19 protein-coding genes are annotated in these 19,175 nt (G+C 57.3%); 5 read left to right on the top strand and 14 right to left on the bottom strand.

The genetic code is table 11. The features are described 5' to 3' along the window. Nucleotides 1-275: 275 nt before the first annotated feature. Entirely contained in the window at nt 276-653 is a 378-nt protein-coding gene (locus RTK01_RS06755) for a nuclear transport factor 2 family protein (RefSeq protein WP_312280241.1), read from the top strand. Nucleotides 654-711: 58 nt separating this feature from the next. Here the strand turns inward: RTK01_RS06755 and RTK01_RS06750 are convergent, their stop codons facing one another. The 9 genes from RTK01_RS06750 to hprK form a co-directional block, all read right to left on the bottom strand. Beyond that, nucleotides 712-4,203 (bottom strand): DNA polymerase III subunit alpha, encoded by a 3,492-nt coding sequence (locus tag RTK01_RS06750; RefSeq protein ID WP_312280240.1) that lies wholly within the window; start codon nt 4,201-4,203, stop codon nt 712-714. Between the two features lie 89 nt (nt 4,204-4,292). Next, the gene (locus RTK01_RS06745) at nt 4,293-4,745 is read right to left on the bottom strand and encodes a C-GCAxxG-C-C family protein (protein ID WP_312280239.1); all 453 of its coding nucleotides are present in this window, start codon (nt 4,743-4,745) and stop codon (nt 4,293-4,295) included. 24 nt (nt 4,746-4,769) lie between these two features. After that, nucleotides 4,770-5,399, bottom strand: coding sequence for a CatA-like O-acetyltransferase (locus tag RTK01_RS06740; RefSeq protein ID WP_312280238.1), 630 nt, complete (start codon nt 5,397-5,399; stop codon nt 4,770-4,772). A gap of 67 nt (nt 5,400-5,466) precedes the next feature. Continuing rightward, nucleotides 5,467-6,384 (bottom strand): DNA-binding protein WhiA, encoded by a 918-nt coding sequence (gene whiA / locus RTK01_RS06735; protein WP_312280237.1) that lies wholly within the window; start codon nt 6,382-6,384, stop codon nt 5,467-5,469. Nucleotides 6,385-6,397: 13 nt separating this feature from the next. Next, nucleotides 6,398-7,465 (bottom strand): YvcK family protein, encoded by a 1,068-nt coding sequence (locus RTK01_RS06730; RefSeq protein ID WP_312280236.1) that lies wholly within the window; start codon nt 7,463-7,465, stop codon nt 6,398-6,400. A 25-nt stretch (nt 7,466-7,490) separates the two neighbouring features. Continuing rightward, nucleotides 7,491-8,351 carry an RNase adapter RapZ gene (rapZ, locus tag RTK01_RS06725; RefSeq protein WP_312280235.1) on the bottom strand — a complete coding sequence of 287 codons (861 nt, stop codon included), beginning with the start codon at nt 8,349-8,351 and terminating at the stop codon, nt 7,491-7,493. A 32-nt stretch (nt 8,352-8,383) separates the two neighbouring features. Continuing rightward, nucleotides 8,384-9,304 carry a UDP-N-acetylmuramate dehydrogenase gene (gene murB, locus RTK01_RS06720; protein ID WP_312280234.1) on the bottom strand — a complete coding sequence of 307 codons (921 nt, stop codon included), beginning with the start codon at nt 9,302-9,304 and terminating at the stop codon, nt 8,384-8,386. 19 nt (nt 9,305-9,323) lie between these two features. After that, nucleotides 9,324-10,265, bottom strand: a complete 942-nt coding sequence (locus RTK01_RS06715) for an ROK family protein (RefSeq protein WP_312280233.1) — start codon at nt 10,263-10,265, stop codon at nt 9,324-9,326. Nucleotide 10,266: 1 nt separating this feature from the next. Further along, the gene (gene hprK / locus RTK01_RS06710; RefSeq protein ID WP_293010276.1) at nt 10,267-11,199 is read right to left on the bottom strand and encodes an HPr(Ser) kinase/phosphatase; all 933 of its coding nucleotides are present in this window, start codon (nt 11,197-11,199) and stop codon (nt 10,267-10,269) included. A 294-nt stretch (nt 11,200-11,493) separates the two neighbouring features. Here hprK and rpmB point away from each other — a divergent pair, with 294 nt between their 5' ends. After that, complete coding sequence (gene rpmB / locus RTK01_RS06705; protein WP_293010275.1) at nt 11,494-11,682, top strand: 50S ribosomal protein L28; 189 nt, start codon at nt 11,494-11,496, stop codon at nt 11,680-11,682. Nucleotides 11,683-11,785: 103 nt separating this feature from the next. Here the strand turns inward: rpmB and RTK01_RS06700 are convergent, their stop codons facing one another. From RTK01_RS06700 to RTK01_RS06680, 5 genes are all read right to left on the bottom strand, one after another. Then, entirely contained in the window at nt 11,786-12,787 is a 1,002-nt protein-coding gene (locus RTK01_RS06700; RefSeq protein WP_312280243.1) for an NAD(P)H-dependent glycerol-3-phosphate dehydrogenase, read from the bottom strand. A gap of 72 nt (nt 12,788-12,859) precedes the next feature. Then, on the bottom strand, nt 12,860-13,522 hold the full coding sequence (gene plsY, locus RTK01_RS06695; protein ID WP_312280232.1) for a glycerol-3-phosphate 1-O-acyltransferase PlsY: 663 nt from the start codon (nt 13,520-13,522) through the stop codon (nt 12,860-12,862). Nucleotides 13,523-13,526: 4 nt separating this feature from the next. Then, on the bottom strand, nt 13,527-14,852 hold the full coding sequence (der, locus tag RTK01_RS06690) for a ribosome biogenesis GTPase Der (RefSeq protein ID WP_312280231.1): 1,326 nt from the start codon (nt 14,850-14,852) through the stop codon (nt 13,527-13,529). Between the two features lie 310 nt (nt 14,853-15,162). Then, complete coding sequence (rpmF, locus tag RTK01_RS06685) at nt 15,163-15,366, bottom strand: 50S ribosomal protein L32 (RefSeq protein WP_293010272.1); 204 nt, start codon at nt 15,364-15,366, stop codon at nt 15,163-15,165. Between the two features lie 57 nt (nt 15,367-15,423). Beyond that, entirely contained in the window at nt 15,424-15,924 is a 501-nt protein-coding gene (locus RTK01_RS06680) for a DUF177 domain-containing protein (RefSeq protein WP_312280230.1), read from the bottom strand. 130 nt (nt 15,925-16,054) lie between these two features. Here RTK01_RS06680 and RTK01_RS06675 point away from each other — a divergent pair, with 130 nt between their 5' ends. From RTK01_RS06675 to RTK01_RS06665, 3 genes are all read left to right on the top strand, one after another. Then, nucleotides 16,055-17,014 carry an RluA family pseudouridine synthase gene (locus RTK01_RS06675; RefSeq protein WP_312280229.1) on the top strand — a complete coding sequence of 320 codons (960 nt, stop codon included), beginning with the start codon at nt 16,055-16,057 and terminating at the stop codon, nt 17,012-17,014. Between the two features lie 117 nt (nt 17,015-17,131). After that, nucleotides 17,132-18,328 (top strand): ABC transporter ATP-binding protein, encoded by a 1,197-nt coding sequence (locus RTK01_RS06670; protein WP_312280228.1) that lies wholly within the window; start codon nt 17,132-17,134, stop codon nt 18,326-18,328. Next, nucleotides 18,318-19,163 carry an ABC transporter permease gene (locus RTK01_RS06665; protein ID WP_312280227.1) on the top strand — a complete coding sequence of 282 codons (846 nt, stop codon included), beginning with the start codon at nt 18,318-18,320 and terminating at the stop codon, nt 19,161-19,163. Before RTK01_RS06670 ends, RTK01_RS06665 begins: the two co-directional genes overlap by 11 nt. Nucleotides 19,164-19,175: the final 12 nt, after the last annotated feature.

The following is a 19,175-nucleotide window of genomic DNA, read 5'->3' as shown; positions in this document are numbered from 1 at the left end:
GTATACAAACTGGCTGAATGACAACGTCTATCAGACCGTGACCGACGATATGCGGGCCATACGGCTGGGTAAGCGGACGCGGGAGGACGAAATCTAAAACAGTCGCCGTCTCTCCCCTTCTCACCTGCAAAAGTCCGCTTTCTGCGCCCAGTCAATGAAAAGACACTGCCTCAAAAAAATTACGCTATGGTGTCCTTCTTTTCATTTTAGTTGAATATGTGATGCTGAACTGTTATAATTTTGTCAGCAGGGATATAAAACGGGAGCTGATACAGATGAATACAGCAGAAAAAGAGTCGGCAATAAAAGCCTACTTTAATATGTGGGTGCAACGCGATTTTTCGGCCTTAGACTCCATATTTGCAACAGATATATTTTATAGTGAATGTTATGGCCCTGAATATTGTGGACTGCATGAAATACATCAATGGATTGACACAATGCTGCAAAAGCAGACGGTATTGGAATGGGCCATAAAACAGTTCTTGCATGAAAACAGCTTGGTCGTAGTCGAATGGTTTTTTAAAGAGCAGCAAAACAACATCGTTCATGGCTTTGACGGAGTTTCTATTGTGGAATTTCATACTGATGGGAAAATTCACTCAATCAAAGAATTTGAATCAAAAGCCGAACATATCACCCCATATCATTGAAGCCCCGAGGTTTTCTTTTGTGCCTTTCAGCACGAAAGAAAACCTCGGGGCAGTTCTCTTATTTCACGATCACATTCTCTTCGCCCAGCGTCTCCTTCGCCTCCTGCAACAGCGCCCGGTGAAGCAGAACCTGCGTGCCGAACACCTTGCGGGTATCCGCCATTACCAGCTTTACCGGCGTACCGCCGGGGAACATCTGAAACACAAGCTTCATGTGATGCAACTCCGGGCTGTCCTTTCCTGAAAATTTCAGATAAAGAACGCCTCCCTCGGCCACCTTCCCCTCCCGGCGCTCCGGCACCGGGTCCGGCGGCAACGCGCCGCCACCCAGCGGAACCACCGAATCACACATGAGCTGCGGGGCCTTTTCATCCCGGACGGAGAGCCGTCCCCGCACCACCACCGCCTGATTTTCCTGCAAGCAGGGGCCACAGGATTCCAGTGTTCTGGCAAAGCACAAAAGCTCGATGGCGGCGGTGTCGTCCTCCACCGTGACATAGGCCATGAGGGAGTTGTTTTTCGTGGTCTTCGTCTTGCTGGAAGTCACCACTCCGGCGATGCACACCTTCTGTCCGTCCGCAAATTGAGTTGGCCCGCCCTCCTGTGAAAAATCGTCCAGAATGGCGGCAACGGAGGGGGCGCGAAGCCGCTTCACCTCGTCCCGGTACTGGTCCATGGGATGGCCGGAGAGGTAAAGTCCGGTGGTCTCCTTCTCCATGTTCATCAACTCCTGCCGGGTAAACTCCGGAATATCTGGCAGGTGCATTTCCTTTACCGCCTTTGGTTTATCATCATTTTCTGCCGCCATGGAGAAGAAGTCAATCTGCCCCTCCACATTCTGGCGGCTGGCGCTGGCCACGGAGTCCATCACCGTTTCATAAACCTTAAGAAGCTGGGAACGCCTTGCCCCAAAACCGTCGAACGCGCCGGAGCGGATGAGATTTTCCACCGCCCGCTTGTTCATGTCGCTCCCGTTCATCCGTCCGCAGAAGTCGCTGAGAGAGGTAAAAGGCCGCTCTTCCCGCTCCCGCATGACGGCCTGAATAAATCCCCTCCCGATGTTTTTCACGGCAGCCAGTCCAAAGCGGATGCCCCCCTCTTCCACCGTGAAGGTGTCGCAGGAGCGGTTGATGTCCGGGGGCATGAGCTTGATGCCCCAGTCCCGGCATTCGGTGATATAGCCCGCGATTTTGGCGGAGTTGTCCAAAACGCTTGTAAGCAATGCGGCCATGTACTCCTTGGTAAAGTGCCGCTTGAAGTATGCCGTCTGATAGGCCACCACCGCATAGGACACGGAATGGGCCTTGTTGAAGGCGTAGTTCGCAAAGTCGTAGATATCCTGATAAATCGCCTCTGCCGCCGCTTCCGGAATCCCGTTTGCCACGCAGCCGGAAATATTCCGCTCCCGCTCGCCGTGGATAAACGCGTCCTTTTCCCGGGCAATCTGGGCAGCTTTTTTCTTGGAGATGGCCCGACGCACCATGTCCGCCTGCCCCAGAGAATACCCCGCCAGACGGCGGAAAATCTCAATCACCTGCTCCTGATAGAGGATGCAGCCGTAGGTAATTGAAAGAATCGGCTCCAAAGACGGATGAAGATAGGAAATCAGCTTTGGATTCTGCGCACAGGCGATAAATTTCGGAATAGAGTCCATGGGGCCGGGACGGTACAGGGCAATAATGGAAGAAATATCTTCCATATTATGGGGCTTTAGACCCACGCACACGCCGGTCATCCCGGCGGATTCCATCTGGAACACGCCGATGGTCTTCCCCTGCCCCAGCATTTCATAGGTGGCCGCATCGTCCTCCGGAATGTCCTCCAGCCGAAATCCCGGCCGCTCCGACTGCACCATTTTCACCGCGTCATCCAGTACCGTCAAGTTCCGCAGGCCCAGAAAGTCCATTTTGAGAAGGCCCAGCTCCTCCAGCGTGGTCATAATATACTGGCAGACCACCGCATCGTCGTTTTTCGCAAGGGGGACGTATTCGTATACGGGCCGCTTCGTAATCACCACGCCCGCCGCGTGGGTGGAGGCGTTGCGGGGCATTCCCTCCAGCTTTTTCGCCGTGTCGATGAGAACTTTCACGTTGTCGTCGCCCTCGTACAGGTCGCTGAGGGGCTTTGAGAGCCGCAGTGCGTCCTTGAGGGTGATGTGCTGCGTAAAGGGCACCTGCTTTGCAATGTTGTCCACCTCGGCATAGGGCATCCCAAGCACCCGCCCCACGTCCCGGATCACGCCCCGGGCCGCCATGGTGCCAAAGGTCACGATCTGGGCCACATGGTCGTCGCCGTACTTCCGGCGTACGTAATCCACCACCTCGCCCCGGCGCACGTCGCCGAAGTCCATGTCGATATCCGGCATACTGACCCGCTCGGGGTTCAGAAACCGCTCGAAATACAGGCCGAAACGCATCGGCTCCACATCGGTGATGCCAAGGCAATAGCTTACAAGGCTTCCGGCGGCACTGCCCCGCCCCGGCCCCACGGGGATTCCCACCTCCCGGGCATAGCGCACAAAGTCGGAGACGATAAGAAAATAGTCCGTAAAGCCCATCTTCTCAATCATTTCCAGTTCGTAGTTGAGCTGCTCCCGGTACTCCGGGTGCTCCCCGTCGTACCGCGCGGCAAAGCCCGTGTCGCACAGCTCCTTCATGTAGGTGTACGCATCGTAACCCTCCGGAAGATGAAATTCCGGGAGCTGATATTTTCCAAATTCAAACTCAAGATTGCACCGCTCCGCGATTTTTCCGGTATTGTCCACCGCGTCCTCATACCCCTCAAACAGGGCGCGCATCTCCTCCTCGGACCGGAGATAAAAATTCCGCGGCTCATAGCGCATCCGGTTCTCGTCGGACAAGAGCTTTCCCGTCTGGATGCAAAGCAGCACATCATGGACCTCCGCGTCCTCCTTGCGGAGATAGTGCGCGTCGTTGGTGCAGACCATTGGCAGGCCCGTCTCCTTGTGGAGCTTTAAAATCCCCCGGTTCACCGTCTGTTGGTCGGGGATGCCATGGTCCTGAAGCTCCAGATAAAAGCGATCCGGCCCGAAAATCTCCGCCATTTCCAACGCCACGGTTTTTGCGGTTTCATACTCTCCGTTGCGTATCCGCCGGGGAATTTCCCCGGCAAGGCAGGCGGACAGGGCGACCAGCCCTCCGTGGTGCTCCCTCAACAGCTCCAAATCCACCCGCGGCTTGATATAAAATCCCTCGGTCCACGCCATGGACACCATGTAAGACAGGTTGCGGTACCCTTCCTCATTTTCACACAGCAGCACCAGATGGCGGCTTTCCGCGTCGAACTCGTGCTGCTTTTGCAGCCGGGTGCGGCCTCTGGGGGCCACATAGACCTCGCAGCCGATGATGGGCTTAATGCCCGCATTCTTACAGGAACGGTAGAAGTCAATCGCGCCGTACATCACCCCGTGGTCCGTGATGGCGCAGGCGGACTGGCCCATTTCCTTCAGAACGGCCGGCAGCTCCTTGATACGGCAGGCCCCGTCCAGCAGGCTGAACTCCGTATGAACATGTAAATGGGCAAAGGACATAGGTCGCTCCTGTTCTTTCGTATCGGCTTTTCCAACGGCAAGACTGTGCCTGCCCGCCGAAATCGTATTATAATAGCGCCACGCCGGACTTAGTCCGCCGCCCGCTCCGCCAACATTTTTTCAAGAATCTCCACCGCCGTGACAATCATGTTGTCGCAGTGGGCCGTGATACCCAGACGCAGGGCTGCGGGGTTGTTCTCGTCGGGTTGGGGATGGGCCGCCAGCAGGTCGCCACAGCGGGTCAGTCCGAAAATCTCCTCAAACCGGCGGCGAAACTCCTTCACGGCAGTATAGGTCCTCTTTTTCCCCTCCGCGTCCGCGCCGTCCGTGTGGGGTGTGAGCCATCCCAGTACCAGTACGCCGCCGCTGACCGCGCCGCACAGCTCCGCATGACTGCCGCCCACGCCGCCGCCAAACCCGCCCCCGGCGGATGCGATCAACGGCTTCGGAATCTCCAGCAAATCCTCAAACGCCAGCGCCACCGCCTGCGCGCAGTTATAGCCCGCCTTGTGATATTGATAAGCCGCAGCACACCGATCCATATAAAAGCTCCCCTTTATTCTGTCTCATCGAGCTTTGGACGCCCGACGCTCCAATTCCTCGTAAAATCTACCCAAATGAATGCCGTCCACCAGCGCATGATGGGCCAGAATCGTCACAGGCAGGCTCGTCCGCCCGTTTTCCTCCGTCCATTTTCCCCAGGAAATCCGCACGTTGCTGTACGCGGGGCTGGGCACCGGCATAACCATGTCCGTATATCGGAGCCAGGGCACGCAGGAGACGAAAAAGAACTCCCCATGGTCCTGATCCTCTACAATCGTCCCGCCGTATTTGGCCGTCTCCAACGCCGTGCGCCCCATCTCTAGAAACTCCTCAAAGGGCAGCGCCGTATCCAGCGTGCAGTAGGCATAGGCCCCATCGGGTTTCGCCACGGTGCAGGAGCAGCGGCAGCTCTCATACTCGACCACCTGTCCCTCTTCAATCCGCCGACGAAGCTGCGGCACAGCGTTGGCCGCCGCCATTACCTCATAGGTCAGCGAGAGGAAAAGCGGCGTGCCGTCCCCCCGGATTCTCTCCATGAGGGCGGTGATATCCACTTGGCAGGTCACTCCGGCGTAGGGGTTTGCCATAGACGAAAAATAGGCAAACTGCTCCCGCCGGGGGTCCCCCGTCATATCCAAAATGCGTTTATTCAAAGCTATCTCCTTTGTTATCAGAAACCACGGGCCACCCTCCGGCAAAAGCCGAGCCGGACACCGTCCTCTATTTGGGCGGCTCGCCACGCAGCTCTCTTGCCAGCCCCGTCAGCTTGCGCAGCCGGTGGTTCAGGCATGATTTCGTCACGGGCGGGTCCAAGCTGTCCGCCAGTTCAGAAAGGCTCAGCTCCGGCTTTTCCAGCCGGGCCATCGCCGTATCGCGCAGCTTGTCCGGAAGTTGCTCCAGCACCCCCCCATCCATCAGGCGGCGGATAGCCTCCGCCTGCTCCAGCGCCGCGTCTACCGACTTGTCAAGGTTTGCGTTGTCGCAGTTGATACGGCGGTTTACACTGTTGCGCAGGTCCTTTTCCATCTTCGCGCTCATCACGTTCATCGCCGCCACCGGCGCACCGATCAGGGTCAAAAAGTCCTCAATCTGGTCGCTCTGCTTAAAATAGGTGATGTAGCTCCCGTTTCGGCTCAGACTCTTTGGGGGAAAGCCGTTGTCCCGCAGCAGGGCCTCCAGCTCCCGGCTCACCTGCAAATGAGAGGTTGCCAGCTCCAAATGATACCGCTTCAGCGGGTCCGTGACGCTCCCCCCTGCGAAAAACACGCCCCGCAGAAACGAAGCCCGGCAGCACTCCTCCTCCAGCAGGCCGAAATTGATGTGCAGCACCATGTTCTGCTCGGGAGAAAAACCCAGCGCGTCGATAATCCCGTCCAGCTTATTGCGGTCGGTCATTTGAAACACCAGCTTCCCCTGCGCGTCCGGCTCCGGCTTTCTGTCAAACCGAAGCCGAAAAGCCCGGTGAAACAGCCGGGGCAGCCTTGCGGCAAGGTTGGAGTTCTCGGTGACAATGCGAATTTCTCCGGAGTGAAAGGTGTTGCAGTAGAGCAGGATCCCGTATGCCTCCGCCAAAGCACAGCAATGCTTTTGAACCTCCAGTCGACACAGTTCGTTTTTCGCGTCGTAGGAAAAGGACATCCCTCTCACCTCCTCACTCTTTCATGTGTTCCGCCCTGTAAAAGTCTCCCCCTGTGGCAAACCGGTCCCCCGCGATGCGGACGCTGCGCTCCGCGTGGAGCAGAATCAGCTCCCGCGCAAGGCTTGCGGGGTCGTGGCGCACAAAGCCGTCCTCCACCGTGGCAACAGGCCGGTTGACAAGCTCCACACCAAGGGCGGCGCACCGCTCCTTGTCCCGGCAAATAGGCTCCGCCCCCTCCTGTTCGTACCGCTGGGCCACGCTCCGGGGAATGGGCGATGCGTTGGTCAGGCACAAATCAAACAGCCCGGGCGCGGAGTGCTTGAACAGGGCCGCAATGTGGTCCGCTGCGGTGTAGCCCTCCGTTTCTCCCTCTTGCGTCATGACGTTGCAGACATAGACTTTCAGTCCGTCCGCCTTCCGGACGGCGTCCACAATGCCGTCCACCAGCAGGTTTGGAATGATGCTGGTATACAGACTTCCCGGCCCCAGCACCACCATGTCCGCCTGCAAAATCGCCTCCACCGCCTCCGGCAGCGCCGGGGGCTTCTCCGGCAAAAGCCGAACCCGGCGAATGCGGCAGTCCTGCTCCTTTTTGCAGAAGAAGATTTTCGACTCCCCCACCACCCGCACGCCGTTTTCAAACTCTGCCTCTAGCTGCACGTTGGCATTGGTAACGGGCAGCACCCGCCCCGTGATGGCCAAAACCTCGCTCATGCGGCTCACCGCCGCGTCAAAGGAGGGGGAAATGCCGTTCAGCGCCGCCAGAAACAGGTTTCCAAAGCTCTGTCCGGCAAGCACACCCTCCGAAAAGCGGTAGTGCAGCAGCTCCGCCATCAGCGGCTCCGTGTTGGCCAGCGCCTCAAGGCAGTTGCGGATATCTCCCGGGGGAGGCATCCGCAAATCGCTGCGCAGCGCCCCGGAGCGGCCGCCGTCGTCCGCCACCGTGACGATGGCGGTCAGATTTTCCGTATATTGCTTCAGTCCCCGCAGCATGTTGGAAAGGCCGTGTCCGCCGCCGATGACAGCAATTCTCGGCCCCCGCGCTCTTGGGGGACGGTAGAGCGTGTGTTGATTTTCCATGGCGTTCCTTTCACCCCGGGGCCTGTCAGCCCTTGGGCATGTCCCGGTGATACTCCGTCACGGGGTAGCCCAACTGACGGATATAGCCTGTCAGCGCATGGGCCACGGCCACGGAGCGGTGCCGTCCGCCGGTACACCCCACCGACACGGTGAGGCTGGTTTTTCCCTCCCCTGCGTACAACGGCAGCGTCAGCGCCAGCAAATCCTTCAGCTTGTCGAGAAATTCCCTTGCCTGACGGAAGGAGAATACATAGTCGGACACATCCTTGTCCAGCCCCGTTTTTTCCCGCAGCTCCTCAATATAAAACGGGTTTGGCAAAAACCGCACGTCCAGCACCAGATCGGCCTCCAGCGGTAAGCCATATTTAAAACCGAAGGAGGTCACCGCCACGGTCATCCCCGTCTTCTCGTCCTTTTCGCTGAAAAGCCGCAAAAGCTCAGCCCGGAGCTGCGCGGTGGACAGGCTGCTGGTGTCGATCACGTAGTCCGCCTGTTCCTTTACAGGGCGCATCACCTCAATCTCCCGGCGGACAGCTTCCTCCAGAGTATCCGTCCCTCCGCTGAGCGGATGGCGGCGGCGCGTCTCCTTATACCGCTTGATCACCGTCTCCGGCGAGGCCTGCAAAAACAGCATCCGGCACACGCCGCCCATGCCCCGCAGTTTTTCCAGCACGTCGAACAGCTCCGTGAAGGAATCCGAGGTCCGCACATCGTACACCAGCGCCACCCGGTCATACCGTCCATTGCCCCCGGCGCAGAACTCCGCAAATTTCAGAATCATCGCCGCGGGCATATTGTCCACGATATAAAAGCCCAAATCCTCCAAAAAGGAGGCGGCCTTGCTCTTTCCAGCCCCGGACAGGCCGGAAATAATCAAAATTTCCATGCAATCACCCGCTTCTCTCTCCCGCGCGGCGCTCACCGCACGATTTTAACCTCCGGCTCCAGACGAATCCCGGAAAGCTCCTCCACCCGCTGCTGAATCTGACGAATCAGCTCCGTCACGTCGGCAAAGGTGGCGTTCCCCCGGTTCACGACAAAGCCCGCGTGCTTCTCGCTTACCTGCGCGCCGCCCACCCGCAGTCCCTTCAGGCCGCATTGGTCGATCAGGGTCCCCGCGTAAGCGCCCACCGGGCGCTTAAAGGTGCTGCCCGCGCTGGGAAGCTCCAAGGGCTGACTGGCTTTGCGCCTTGCTTTCAAGTCGTCCATCCTCGCCCGGATTTGCACCGGGTCGCCGGGCGTCAGGCGGAAGACAGCGTATAAAACCACCCAGTCCGGGTGGTCGGTCAGCACACTGCGGCGATAGCCAAGGTCCAGTTCCTCCGCCGAGAGGTACTTCACACCTTCCTCCGGGTCCAACAGGGAAGCTCCGGCCACCACCTGCTTCATCTCCCCGCCGTAAGCTCCGGCGTTCATGCACAGGGCGCCTCCCACCGTACCAGGGATTCCGTGGGCAAACTCCAATCCCGTAAGGCCCTGCTTTTGCGCAAGGTCCGCCAGCCGCGCCAGAGACGTTCCGGTCTCGGCCTTCAGCTCGGTTTCCTCCACGCTCGGTTCCAAGTGATTCAGCCCGGCGGTGGTGTCAATCACCAGTCGGTCCAGCCCTTCGTCAGGCACCAGCAGATTTGTCCCGTTTCCCATCACCAGAGGCCGCGCCCCGCAGCTTCGGGCAAAGTCCGTCAGCAGCACCGCCTGCTCCCCGCTGCGGGGAAAGGCCATGCGCCTTGCCGGTCCGCCGATGTGAAAAGAGGTATGGCGGCTCATGGCCTCGTCGGTTTTCATTGCAAGGTCCGGCAGATAGTCCGCCGCCCATTTGTCCAGCTCCTCCGCCCAATCCATACGGCTCCCCCTCAAAAATTCAGATTACCCGTCCCAGTAGCGCCGCGCCAATCATTCCCGCGTCGCCGCCAAGCACGGCCCGGACCACGGATACCTTCCCGCCGCAGTGGACGGCATAGCTCTCCCGGTCCACAATTTCCCGCAGAGGAGCAAGCAGCAGGGCCTCCTCCGCCTCTCCGATTCCGCCCCCGATGGCAAGCACCTCCGGCTGGAATATGTTTAAAAGGTTTACAACTCCCGCCGCCAGATACGAACCATAGGTTTCGCACAGCGCCTTCGCCGTCTCATCCCCCCGCAGGGCCGCCGCAAAGACCGTCCTGCCAGTGACGGCGGTTCCGCCATCGGATTCTTCCCACAAGCCACTGGTTTTATCTCGCTCCATGGCTTCCCTCGTCATGCGGATCAGGCCCGTGGCGGAGGCATAGGCCTCCCAGCAGCCCCGCCGCCCGCAGGCGCAGGGCACGCCGCCCTTCTCCACTACCATATGCCCCACCTCGCCGGCCATTCCTCCGGAAGAGTAGAGCTTTCCGTTTAGAATAAACCCTCCGCCGATGCCGGTTCCAAGTGTCACTACGGCAAAATTTTTCGTCCCCTGTCCCGCGCCGCAAAAATATTCACCCACGGCGGCACAGTTGGCGTCGTTCTCCAGCAGGACGGGAACATCCAGATATCTTTGGAACAACCGCGCAAGGGGAACGTTTTTCATCGGAATATTGCAGGTATAAAGCACTTCTCCCTTCGCTGCCGCGCCGGGAATACCCATACCCACGTATGCAAGACTCTCCGGGAATATGCCCCCGTCCCGTGCCGCCTGCGCGGCAAGAGACGCAAGCGTTTTTGCAAAAGGCTCCGCTCCCCGAAACTCACCCAGCGGAATTTTCCGCACCGCCAGCAGGTGCCCTGTTTCATCCACAAGACCGGCCCGCAGATTCGTGCCCCCTACGTCCAGACCGACGTACATCTCACTGCGCTCCCCGGTCCGCCCGTTCGTCCACCCGCCGGACCAGTTCCTCCGCCGCGTTGTAGCCAAAGCGGCGGTGGCGGTTGTTCATGGCGGCCACCTCCACAATGCTGGCCAGGTTCCGTCCGGGCCGCACGGGAATGTTGACGCAGGGCACCTGCAAATCCAGAATTTCCAAATAGTGATCCTCCAGCCCCAGCCGGTCGTAAACCCGGCTGCTGTCCCACTGCTCCAGCTCCACCACCAAATCAATCTGGGCCTCTTCCTTGATGGCCCGCATTCCAAACAACTGCCGCACGTCGATTACGCCGATGCCCCGCAGCTCAATGTAGTGGCGGATCATCTCCGGGGCCGTGCCGATCAGCTCATTGGAAATGCGGCGAATATCCACGGAGTCGTCCGCCACCAGCCGATGGCCCCGCATAATCAGCTCAATGGCCGTCTCGCTCTTTCCGATGCCGGAGTCCCCGGTAAGCAGAATCCCCTCGCCGTACACATCCATCAAAACGCCATGCCGCCCTATGCAGGGGGCCAGCCGCCGATTGAGAAACTCAATGGCGTGAGAGGTGAACTCCACAGTGGTTTCCGAAGTACGCAGCAGCGTCCGCTCGTATTCCCTTGCACTTTCAAGACACTCGGGAAAGCAGTCCAGATTCCGGGAAACCACCAGCGCCGGAATGTCGTAGAGAAACAGGTCGTCAAAAGCCTTTTTCCGCTCCTGTGCGTTCAGGCCCTTCAAATACATGACCTCCGCCTTGCCGATCACCTGAAGGCGGCGGGGATCAAAATAATCGTAAAATCCCAAAAACTGAAGCCCCGGCCGATTTACGTCCGTGATGGTAAGAACCGCCTCTTCATAATCGCTCCCCCGATTGAGTAGCTGCAAATCAAAGGCAGCCGCAAACTCCGTCATTTTCAGTCCGTTCGCCGTCATAAGCGCCAGTCTCCTTCCGGGGCGGCCTTTTGCCTGCCGCCCTGCGGTGTTTTCAGTTCGCAGACGCACAGCGCCGCGGCGGCATGAATTGGTATTTTTATCATAACCGCTTTTTGGTTATTATTATAACGTATGCGTCTGTTTTTCGCAACTGTTTCACCCCGCCCGCCCCTCTTTAATATTTTTGAATATTTTTTAAGATTTCCCCTTGCTTTTTATCTTTTCATCTGTTAAAATATCGTTTGTGCCTGTGAAAAGCAGGTTTGATTTCCCAACAGCAAGGAGGTGCAACGGATGGCTAAGTGCGAATTTTGCGATAAGGGTGTCACCTTCGGGATTCAGGTGTCTCACTCCCATAGACGTTCCAATCGTCCCTGGAAGCCCAACGTAAAGCGTGTCAAAGCAGTTGTAAATGGTACGCCGCGCCATGTATATGTTTGTACCCGGTGTCTGCGTTCCGGCAAAGTTACCAGAGCGGTCTGATATGAGAATTAACTCCCGAGCCAAGTGGTTCGGGAGTTATTTTTATTTCTTCAGGATTTTGTGACCACGGTCAAAATTGCCCGTGGTCACATTTTATCGCACATTACATCCAGTCATAGCCCAGCTCGTCTTTTTTAGAGCGACCCATCAGCTCCGCCACTACGTCCCGGACGGCCCTGCCCCGGTAAAGCACCTGATAGGCACAGGCGCAGATGGGCATTTCCACGCCCGCCTTCAGGCTTAGTTGATGGACGCTTTCCGCGGCGTAATAGCCCTCCACCACCGCGCCCACCTCTTCCATGGCCTCCTGCGCGGTCTTTCCCTGTCCGATGAGGATGCCTGCGCGGCGGTTTCGGGAGTGCATGGAGGTGCAGGTGACAATCAAGTCCCCCATTCCCGCAAGGCCCGCAAAGGTCTGGCGGTGTCCGCCCAGCGTCTCGCCCAGCCGGGCGATTTCTCCCATGGCACGGGTCATCAGCAAGGCCTTGGTGTTATCCTGATAGCCCATTCCATCGCAGATTCCGCAACTCAGAGCCACAACGTTTTTCAGCGCGCCGCCCAGCTCCACGCCCACAATGTCGGGGCTGGTATAGACCCGGAAATTTTGGTTCATAAACGCGTCCTGCACCAGCTTCACGGCCTCGCCATTCTCCCCCGCCGCCACGCAGCCGGTGGGCAGACGAAGGCTCACCTCCTCCGCGTGGGAGGGGCCGGACAGAGCCGTCACGGGGAAGCGGTCCCCCGTTTCCTCCCGCACAAGCTGGCTCATGCGCAGGTTCGTGTCCCGCTCGATGCCCTTGGACACGCTGACCAGCACCGTGCCCTCCTTCAAAAACGGTACCGCGGGACGGACATTACTCCGCACGGCATAAGACGGCGAGGCGGATACCACAATATCCGCGTCCTCCACGCAGCGAATCTCTCCGCTGAATTTCAACGCGGCAGGAAGCTCCACGTCAGGCAGCGCCGAATTTTTCCGATCCTTTTCCATCAACTCTGCTTTTCCCGGACTGTGGGACCAGAGGGTTACGTCGTGCCCATTGTCGCACAGCACCATGGCCAGAGCCGTGCCCCAGCCGCCGCTACCTAAAACCACTGCCTTCATATACAAATCCCGCTTTCTCCGGAAATTTTCCCAGCGGTTCTCCGCCGGATAGCGCGCATCTTTCGGAACCCGTCACCCTTTTCTGTGGAAGCTGAACTTGCTCTCCTCGCCACGAAGCAGCCGCCGGATATTAGCCCGATGCATATAGAGAATCAGCCCGCCGATGGCCGCACTCAGAATTGTCAGCACTAAATCCTGATATAAAAAAACCGTGACCGTGGGGAAGGCGGTGGCAGCACAAACGGAGCCGAGAGAGACATACCGCGTCAGCGCTGTTATTAGCAGAAACGCCCCCCAGGCGATCAGCGCCAGCCTCCAGTCGATCATAATGGCCACCGTGCCGCCGGAAAGGATGCCCTTGCCGCCTTTAAAGTGGAACATACAGGGAAACATATGCCCGATCAGGCAGAACAGGCCCGCATAATACTTGCCGAACAGCGCCGTCTGCGCCTGAAAGTGCACAAAGAGCCAGCTGCCGATCAGCACGGCAAGCACCGCCTTGAGCACGTCCGTCAGAATGACGACAAAGGTCAGCGCCCCCCCAAAGGTGCGGTAAAAGTTAGTCAGGCCCGCGTTGCCGCTGCCATGGGTGCGGATATCGTCCTTCAGAATATACTTGGAGACGATCACCGCCCCGTTAAAGCAGCCCAGCAGATATGCGATCAGCGCCGCAAGCACGCCAAGGCCAATCATAGGCAGCAGTGAAAACTGATAGATGGAAACCGATGCCTCCATATCCTTACTCCTCCCTGTCGCCCTTTTGCCGGATGGAGAGGATGATGGGCGTCCCCGTCAGTCCGAATACGGCGCGGATTTGGTTTTCCAGATACCGCTGATAGGAAAAATGGAACAGGCTGGCGTCGTTGCAAAACACCACAAAATGGGGCGGACGGATTCCCACCTGCGTCATATAGTAGATTTTCAGGCGGCGACCCTTGTCGGAGGGGGGCTGCACGCGGGTCTGCGCGTCGGAAAGGACGTTATTCAGCATCCCTGTGGTAATGCGCAAAGACGCCTGATTGCTCACAGCCACAATCATCTCGAAGAGCTTGTTCACCCGCTGCCCCGTCAGGGCAGAGATGAACAGAATGGGAGCGTAGGTCATATAGCCCAAATCCCGCCGGATGTCGGCGGTGAGCCGGTCCATGGTCTTGTCGTCCTTGTCCACAAGGTCCCACTTATTCACCACGATGACAGCGGCTTTTCCCGCCTCGTGGGCAAGACCCGCCACCTTGGTGTCCTGCTCGGTCACACCTTCCCGTCCGTCGATGAGGATCAGGCACACGTCGCTGCGCTCAATGGCCATGGTGGCCCGCAAAACGCTGTACCGCTCGATATCCTCATCCACCTTTGACCTTTTTCGCATGCCCGCCGTGTCGATGAACAGGAACTTCCCCTGCTCGTTTTCAAAGGGAGAGTCAATGGCGTCCCGCGTGGTGCCCGCCACATCGCTGACGATACTCCGCTCCTCCCCTAAAATCCGGTTCAAAAGCGAGGACTTGCCCACGTTGGGCTTGCCGATCAGCGCCACCTTGATGGCGTCGGCCCCTTCCGACTCTTCCTCTTCCGGAGGGAAATAGGCCACACAGGCGTCCAGCAGGTCGCCGGTGCCGTGGCCGTGGACGGCGGAGACGGCAACGGGGTCCCCCATTCCCAGATTATAGAACTCGTAAAAGTCCGGGTTCATAGCGCCGGTGGAGTCCATCTTATTCACCGCCAAAACGATGGGCTTGCCGCTTTTGAGCAGCATATTCGCCACCTCGTGGTCCGAGGCGGTGAGTCCGGTCTTCACGTCCGTTAAAAAGACGATGACTGTGGCGTGGTCGATGGCAAGCTGCGCCTGCTGGCGCATAAAGGTGAGAATCTGGTCGTCCGTCCGGGGCTCAATTCCGCCGGTGTCAATCAGTGTAAAGGTGCGGCCATTCCAATCCGTCTCACCATACACCCGGTCCCGGGTGACTCCCGGCGTGTCCTCCACGATGGAGAGCCGACGGCCAATGAGCTTATTGAACAGCATGGACTTGCCCACATTGGGCCGGCCCACAATGGCAACAATAGGTTTCATGGGTTTCCTCCCGTTTCTATAGATTCATGCCCAAAAGCCGGGCAAAATAAGCGATGCATTTATTTTCGTTTTCGATCAATCAGACGGAATACCAGCCAGTCCGGCGCACAAAACGGAACGCTGGCGTCCGCAAAGATACTATGGTAAAATTCTCATTTTCAAGCTAATCATACCATACATATCAAAAAAGTACAGCGTTTTGATTTCCACTAACAGCACGCGACAGATCCATCGGCGCGGTCAATCCCTCGCCGGACACAAAACAAGGAGGAAAGAGCGCACTCTTTCCTCCCCATTTATGATGCAAACCTTATTTCGCAGCGTTCACGGCCGCGGACTTGACGACCTTGATGGTCCGGCCGTTGTAAGTGCCGCACTCCTTGCACATTCTGTGAGGCAGGTGCAGAGCACCGCATTTGGAACAGGCAACGAGGCCGGGGGTCGCCAGCTTCCACGTGGAGCTGCGGCGCTTATCCCGTCTTGCCTTGGATACTTTTGTCTTGGGTACTGCCATGATGACACCTCCTTTAGATCAGCGGTAGGGCTTGGCCTCTCCGCTCTTGTTACATATTTATTGGTTGCTCTCCAAAAGCTTTGCAAGGGCCGCAAAACGCGGGTCCGCGTCCTTCTTGCAGCCGCAGGGACCGAGGTTCAGGTCGGCGCCGCAACGGGAGCAAAGTCCTTTGCAATCTTCAGAACACAAAAATTTGGCGTCCATTTCAAGAATGAACGCGGTGCGGGCCAACTCGCCCACATCCACCTCACCATTTTCCAGCAAAATGATCTCGTCGTTTTCCCCGTTTTCCAGCTCCTCCGCCAGAAGGCAGGAGAACTCCACTTCCTTGGGAACCCGGACAGGCTTCGTGCAGCGGTCACAGACGGCATCCAGCGTGGCAAATGCAGTCATGGAAAGCTCCAGCGCACCCGCGCTGTTGCGCACAGACCCTTCCACCTCAACCGGCTCTCCCACGGGATACTGACCGTTCAGCTCCGCGTCGGACAAATCCATGGAAAAATGAAAATCCAAGGATTTTCCGGGCAAATTCAAAATCGGTTTTACATCCAAACGCATAGCACACCTCGCAATGACACGAGCAGTATTATAATGGATATTGAAAGACTTGTCAAATACTTTTTCAGATTTCCTTGCTTTTTTCCCAAAATCGGCTACAATGTGCCTATACCGATATTTGGAGGGTCCTATGCGGGAATTTACCATCAACAAAAACGACGCCGGACAGCGACTGGATCGATTCACGGCCAAGGCCGCGCCCACTCTGCCCCCCGCTCTGGTGCAGAAATATATCCGTCTCAAGCGGGTGAAGGTCAACGGCAAGGGCGCAAAGCGGGAGGTTCGGCTGGAATTGGGCGATATCGTGCAGATGTACGTCAACGACGAATTTTTTCAGGAGCCGGACGCAGAGGAAGACAAATTTCTCTCCGCCTTCCGTCCCCAGCTTGACATTATATATGAAGATGAAAACCTTCTGCTGGTAAATAAGCGTCCAGGGCTTGTGGTTCACGCCGACGAAACAGAAAAGGTGAACACGCTGGTCCACCACATTCAGGCGTACCTTTACCAGCAGCACGAGTGGGACCCGGCGGAGGAAAATTCTTTTGCCCCGGCCCTTTGCAACCGCATCGACCGCAACACCGGCGGCATCGTCATCGCCGCGAAAAACGCGGAGACGCTGCGGATTGTCAACGAGAAAATCCGCACTCACGAGCTGCGAAAGACCTATCTGTGCGTGGCGGTGGGAAATCCTCGGCCCTCTGCCGGAAAAATCGAGGGTTTTCTTTTAAAGGATGAGCGAAAAAAAGAGGTTTCTTTTTACCGCCGCCCCATCCCCGGCGGGCGCAGCGCCGTTACCTATTATAAAACCTTGCAGACGAAAGGCGAACTGTCTCTGGTGGAGTGCGAGCTTTTGACAGGCAGAACCCATCAAATCCGTGTTTCGATGGCGGAAATCGGCTGTCCCCTGCTGGGAGACGGCAAATACGGCCGGGGCGAGACAAATCGGCGCTACGGGGAGCAAAAGCAGTGCCTTTGGTCTTATCAACTGGCGTTTGATTTTCAGTCGGATGCGGGAATTCTTCAGTACCTGCGGGGCAAGGTTTTGCGGGTAGAAAATATTCCGTTCAAAAATCGCTATTTTCCTTGACTTTTCAGCGCCTTTTCGATATAGTTTGTAATTGCCGAATTTCAACGAGAAAGGTTCCCCCTCAACAGAGAAAAGAGGCGTTTTTATTCTATCAATTGTAGAAACGGGGGAGGATAAATGTCCAAAGAGTTGATTCGCCTGCGAGATCTCTGCATGGCGTTTGACGACGAGCTTGTTCTCGATCACTTAAATCTCTACATCAATGACAAAGAATTCCTCACACTGCTTGGACCCAGCGGCTGTGGCAAAACCACGACGCTGCGTATCATCGGGGGTTTCACGACGCCAACGTCGGGAGATGTCCTGTTCGACGGTGTGAGGATTAATGACGTTCCGCCCTTTCAGCGGCAGATCAACACGGTGTTTCAGAAATACGCCCTGTTTCCCAACATGAACGTATTTGAAAACGTGGCCTTTGGCCTGCGGATGAAGCGCGTTCCCGATCCTGCGGACCCCTCCGGCAAGCGGATGGTGAAGCTCTCGGAGACAGAAATCAAGCGGCAGGTTTTGGAAATGCTGGAGACAGTCAGCCTTCTCGGCTTTGAGCACCGCAAGACGGACGCTCTTTCCGGCGGCCAGCAGCAGCGGGTTGCCATTGCCCGGGCGCTGGTAAACCGGCCCAAGGTACTGCTTTTGGACGAACCACTGGGCGCGCTGGATCTGAAGCTGCGCAAGGATATGCAGATGGAACTGAAAAAGATTCAGCAGCAGGTGGGCATTACCTTTATATATGTTACCCACGATCAGGAGGAGGCCCTCACCATGTCGGACACCATCGTGGTGATGGACAAGGGCTCCATTCAGCAGATCGGCACGCCGGAGGACATCTACAACGAGCCGAAAAACGCCTTTGTGGCGGACTTTATCGGCGAATCCAACATCATCGACGGCGTGATGCTTGAAGACCGGGTGGTTAAGCTGTACGGCAAGACCTTCCCCTGCGTGGACGGAGGCTTTGCACCGAACGAGCCGGTGGACGTGGTGGTCCGCCCGGAGGATATCGACATTGTTCCCGTGGAGCAGGGCCAGATTGTGGGCACCGTCACCAACGTGACCTTCAAGGGGATGCAGTATGACATCATCGTGGATTTCCGTGGCTTCAAGTGGCTGATTCAGACCACCGACCACTCCCCTTTGGGCGCAAAAATCGGTGTAAAAATTGACCCGGAAGGGTTTCACATTATGAAAAAGAGCCCGTACTCCGGAAAATTCGGAGATTACAGCTCTTACAGCGAGGAATACGACGAGCTGTCCGACGCGGAGGCGTTGGACGAGGAGGAGGATTCCCCGGAGGGCGGCGACCATGAGGAATAAGGGTCTGGCCATGCCGTATGTGGCATGGATGGCGATTTTCGTGGTGGCGCCTCTGATTTTGGTGGTGATTTACGCCTTTCACAATGGCACAAGCTTTACGCTGGAAAATTTTCGTGCCATGGGGACCTATGCCGCCGTGTTCGGCCGGTCCTTCCTGCTGGCGGCCATTGCTACACTGATCTGCATTCTGATTGGCTATCCCGTGGCCTGGTTTCTGGCCCGGGAGGGTCCGGGCCTGCGGCGCATCGCCACAATCCTGATTATGCTGCCCATGTGGATGAACTTTCTGCTTCAAACCTACTCCTGGATGTCCATTTTGGAAAACACCGGGCTTTTGAACACCCTGTTTCAAAAAATTGGCCTGATTGCTTTGGTAAACGGCCTGTTCGGGACGGATTTCACCTATTTCCCCATGATCAACACCCGCGGGGCCATCGTGCTGGGCATGGTATATAACTATCTGCCCTTTATGATTCTGCCCATTTTTACGGTGATTGAGAAAATTGACCCACGGCTGATTGAAGCGGCGCAGGACTTGGGCGCCAACAGCGCCGTGGTCTTCCGCAGGCTGATTTTCCCTTTGTCGGTTCCCGGGATTCTCTCCGGGGTCACCATGGTGTTCGTCCCCTCGGTTGCAACCTTTGCCATCTCCCGCCTGCTTGGCGGCGGCATGGTGACCTTGCTGGGCGACCTGATTGAAACGCAATTTTTGGGCGGGTCGTACAACCCCTACCTCGGCTCTGCCATCTCCCTTGTGATGATGGCCATTGTGCTGATTTCCATGGCCGTGATGAACCGCTTTGGAGAGGGCGAGGAGGAGGCGATGCTGCTGTGAAAACGAATCATT

This window comes from Oscillibacter sp., assembly GCF_031978065.1.
Lineage (GTDB): Bacteria > Bacillota > Clostridia > Oscillospirales > Oscillospiraceae > Oscillibacter.
This window is presented reverse-complemented; position numbering and strand designations above follow the sequence as displayed.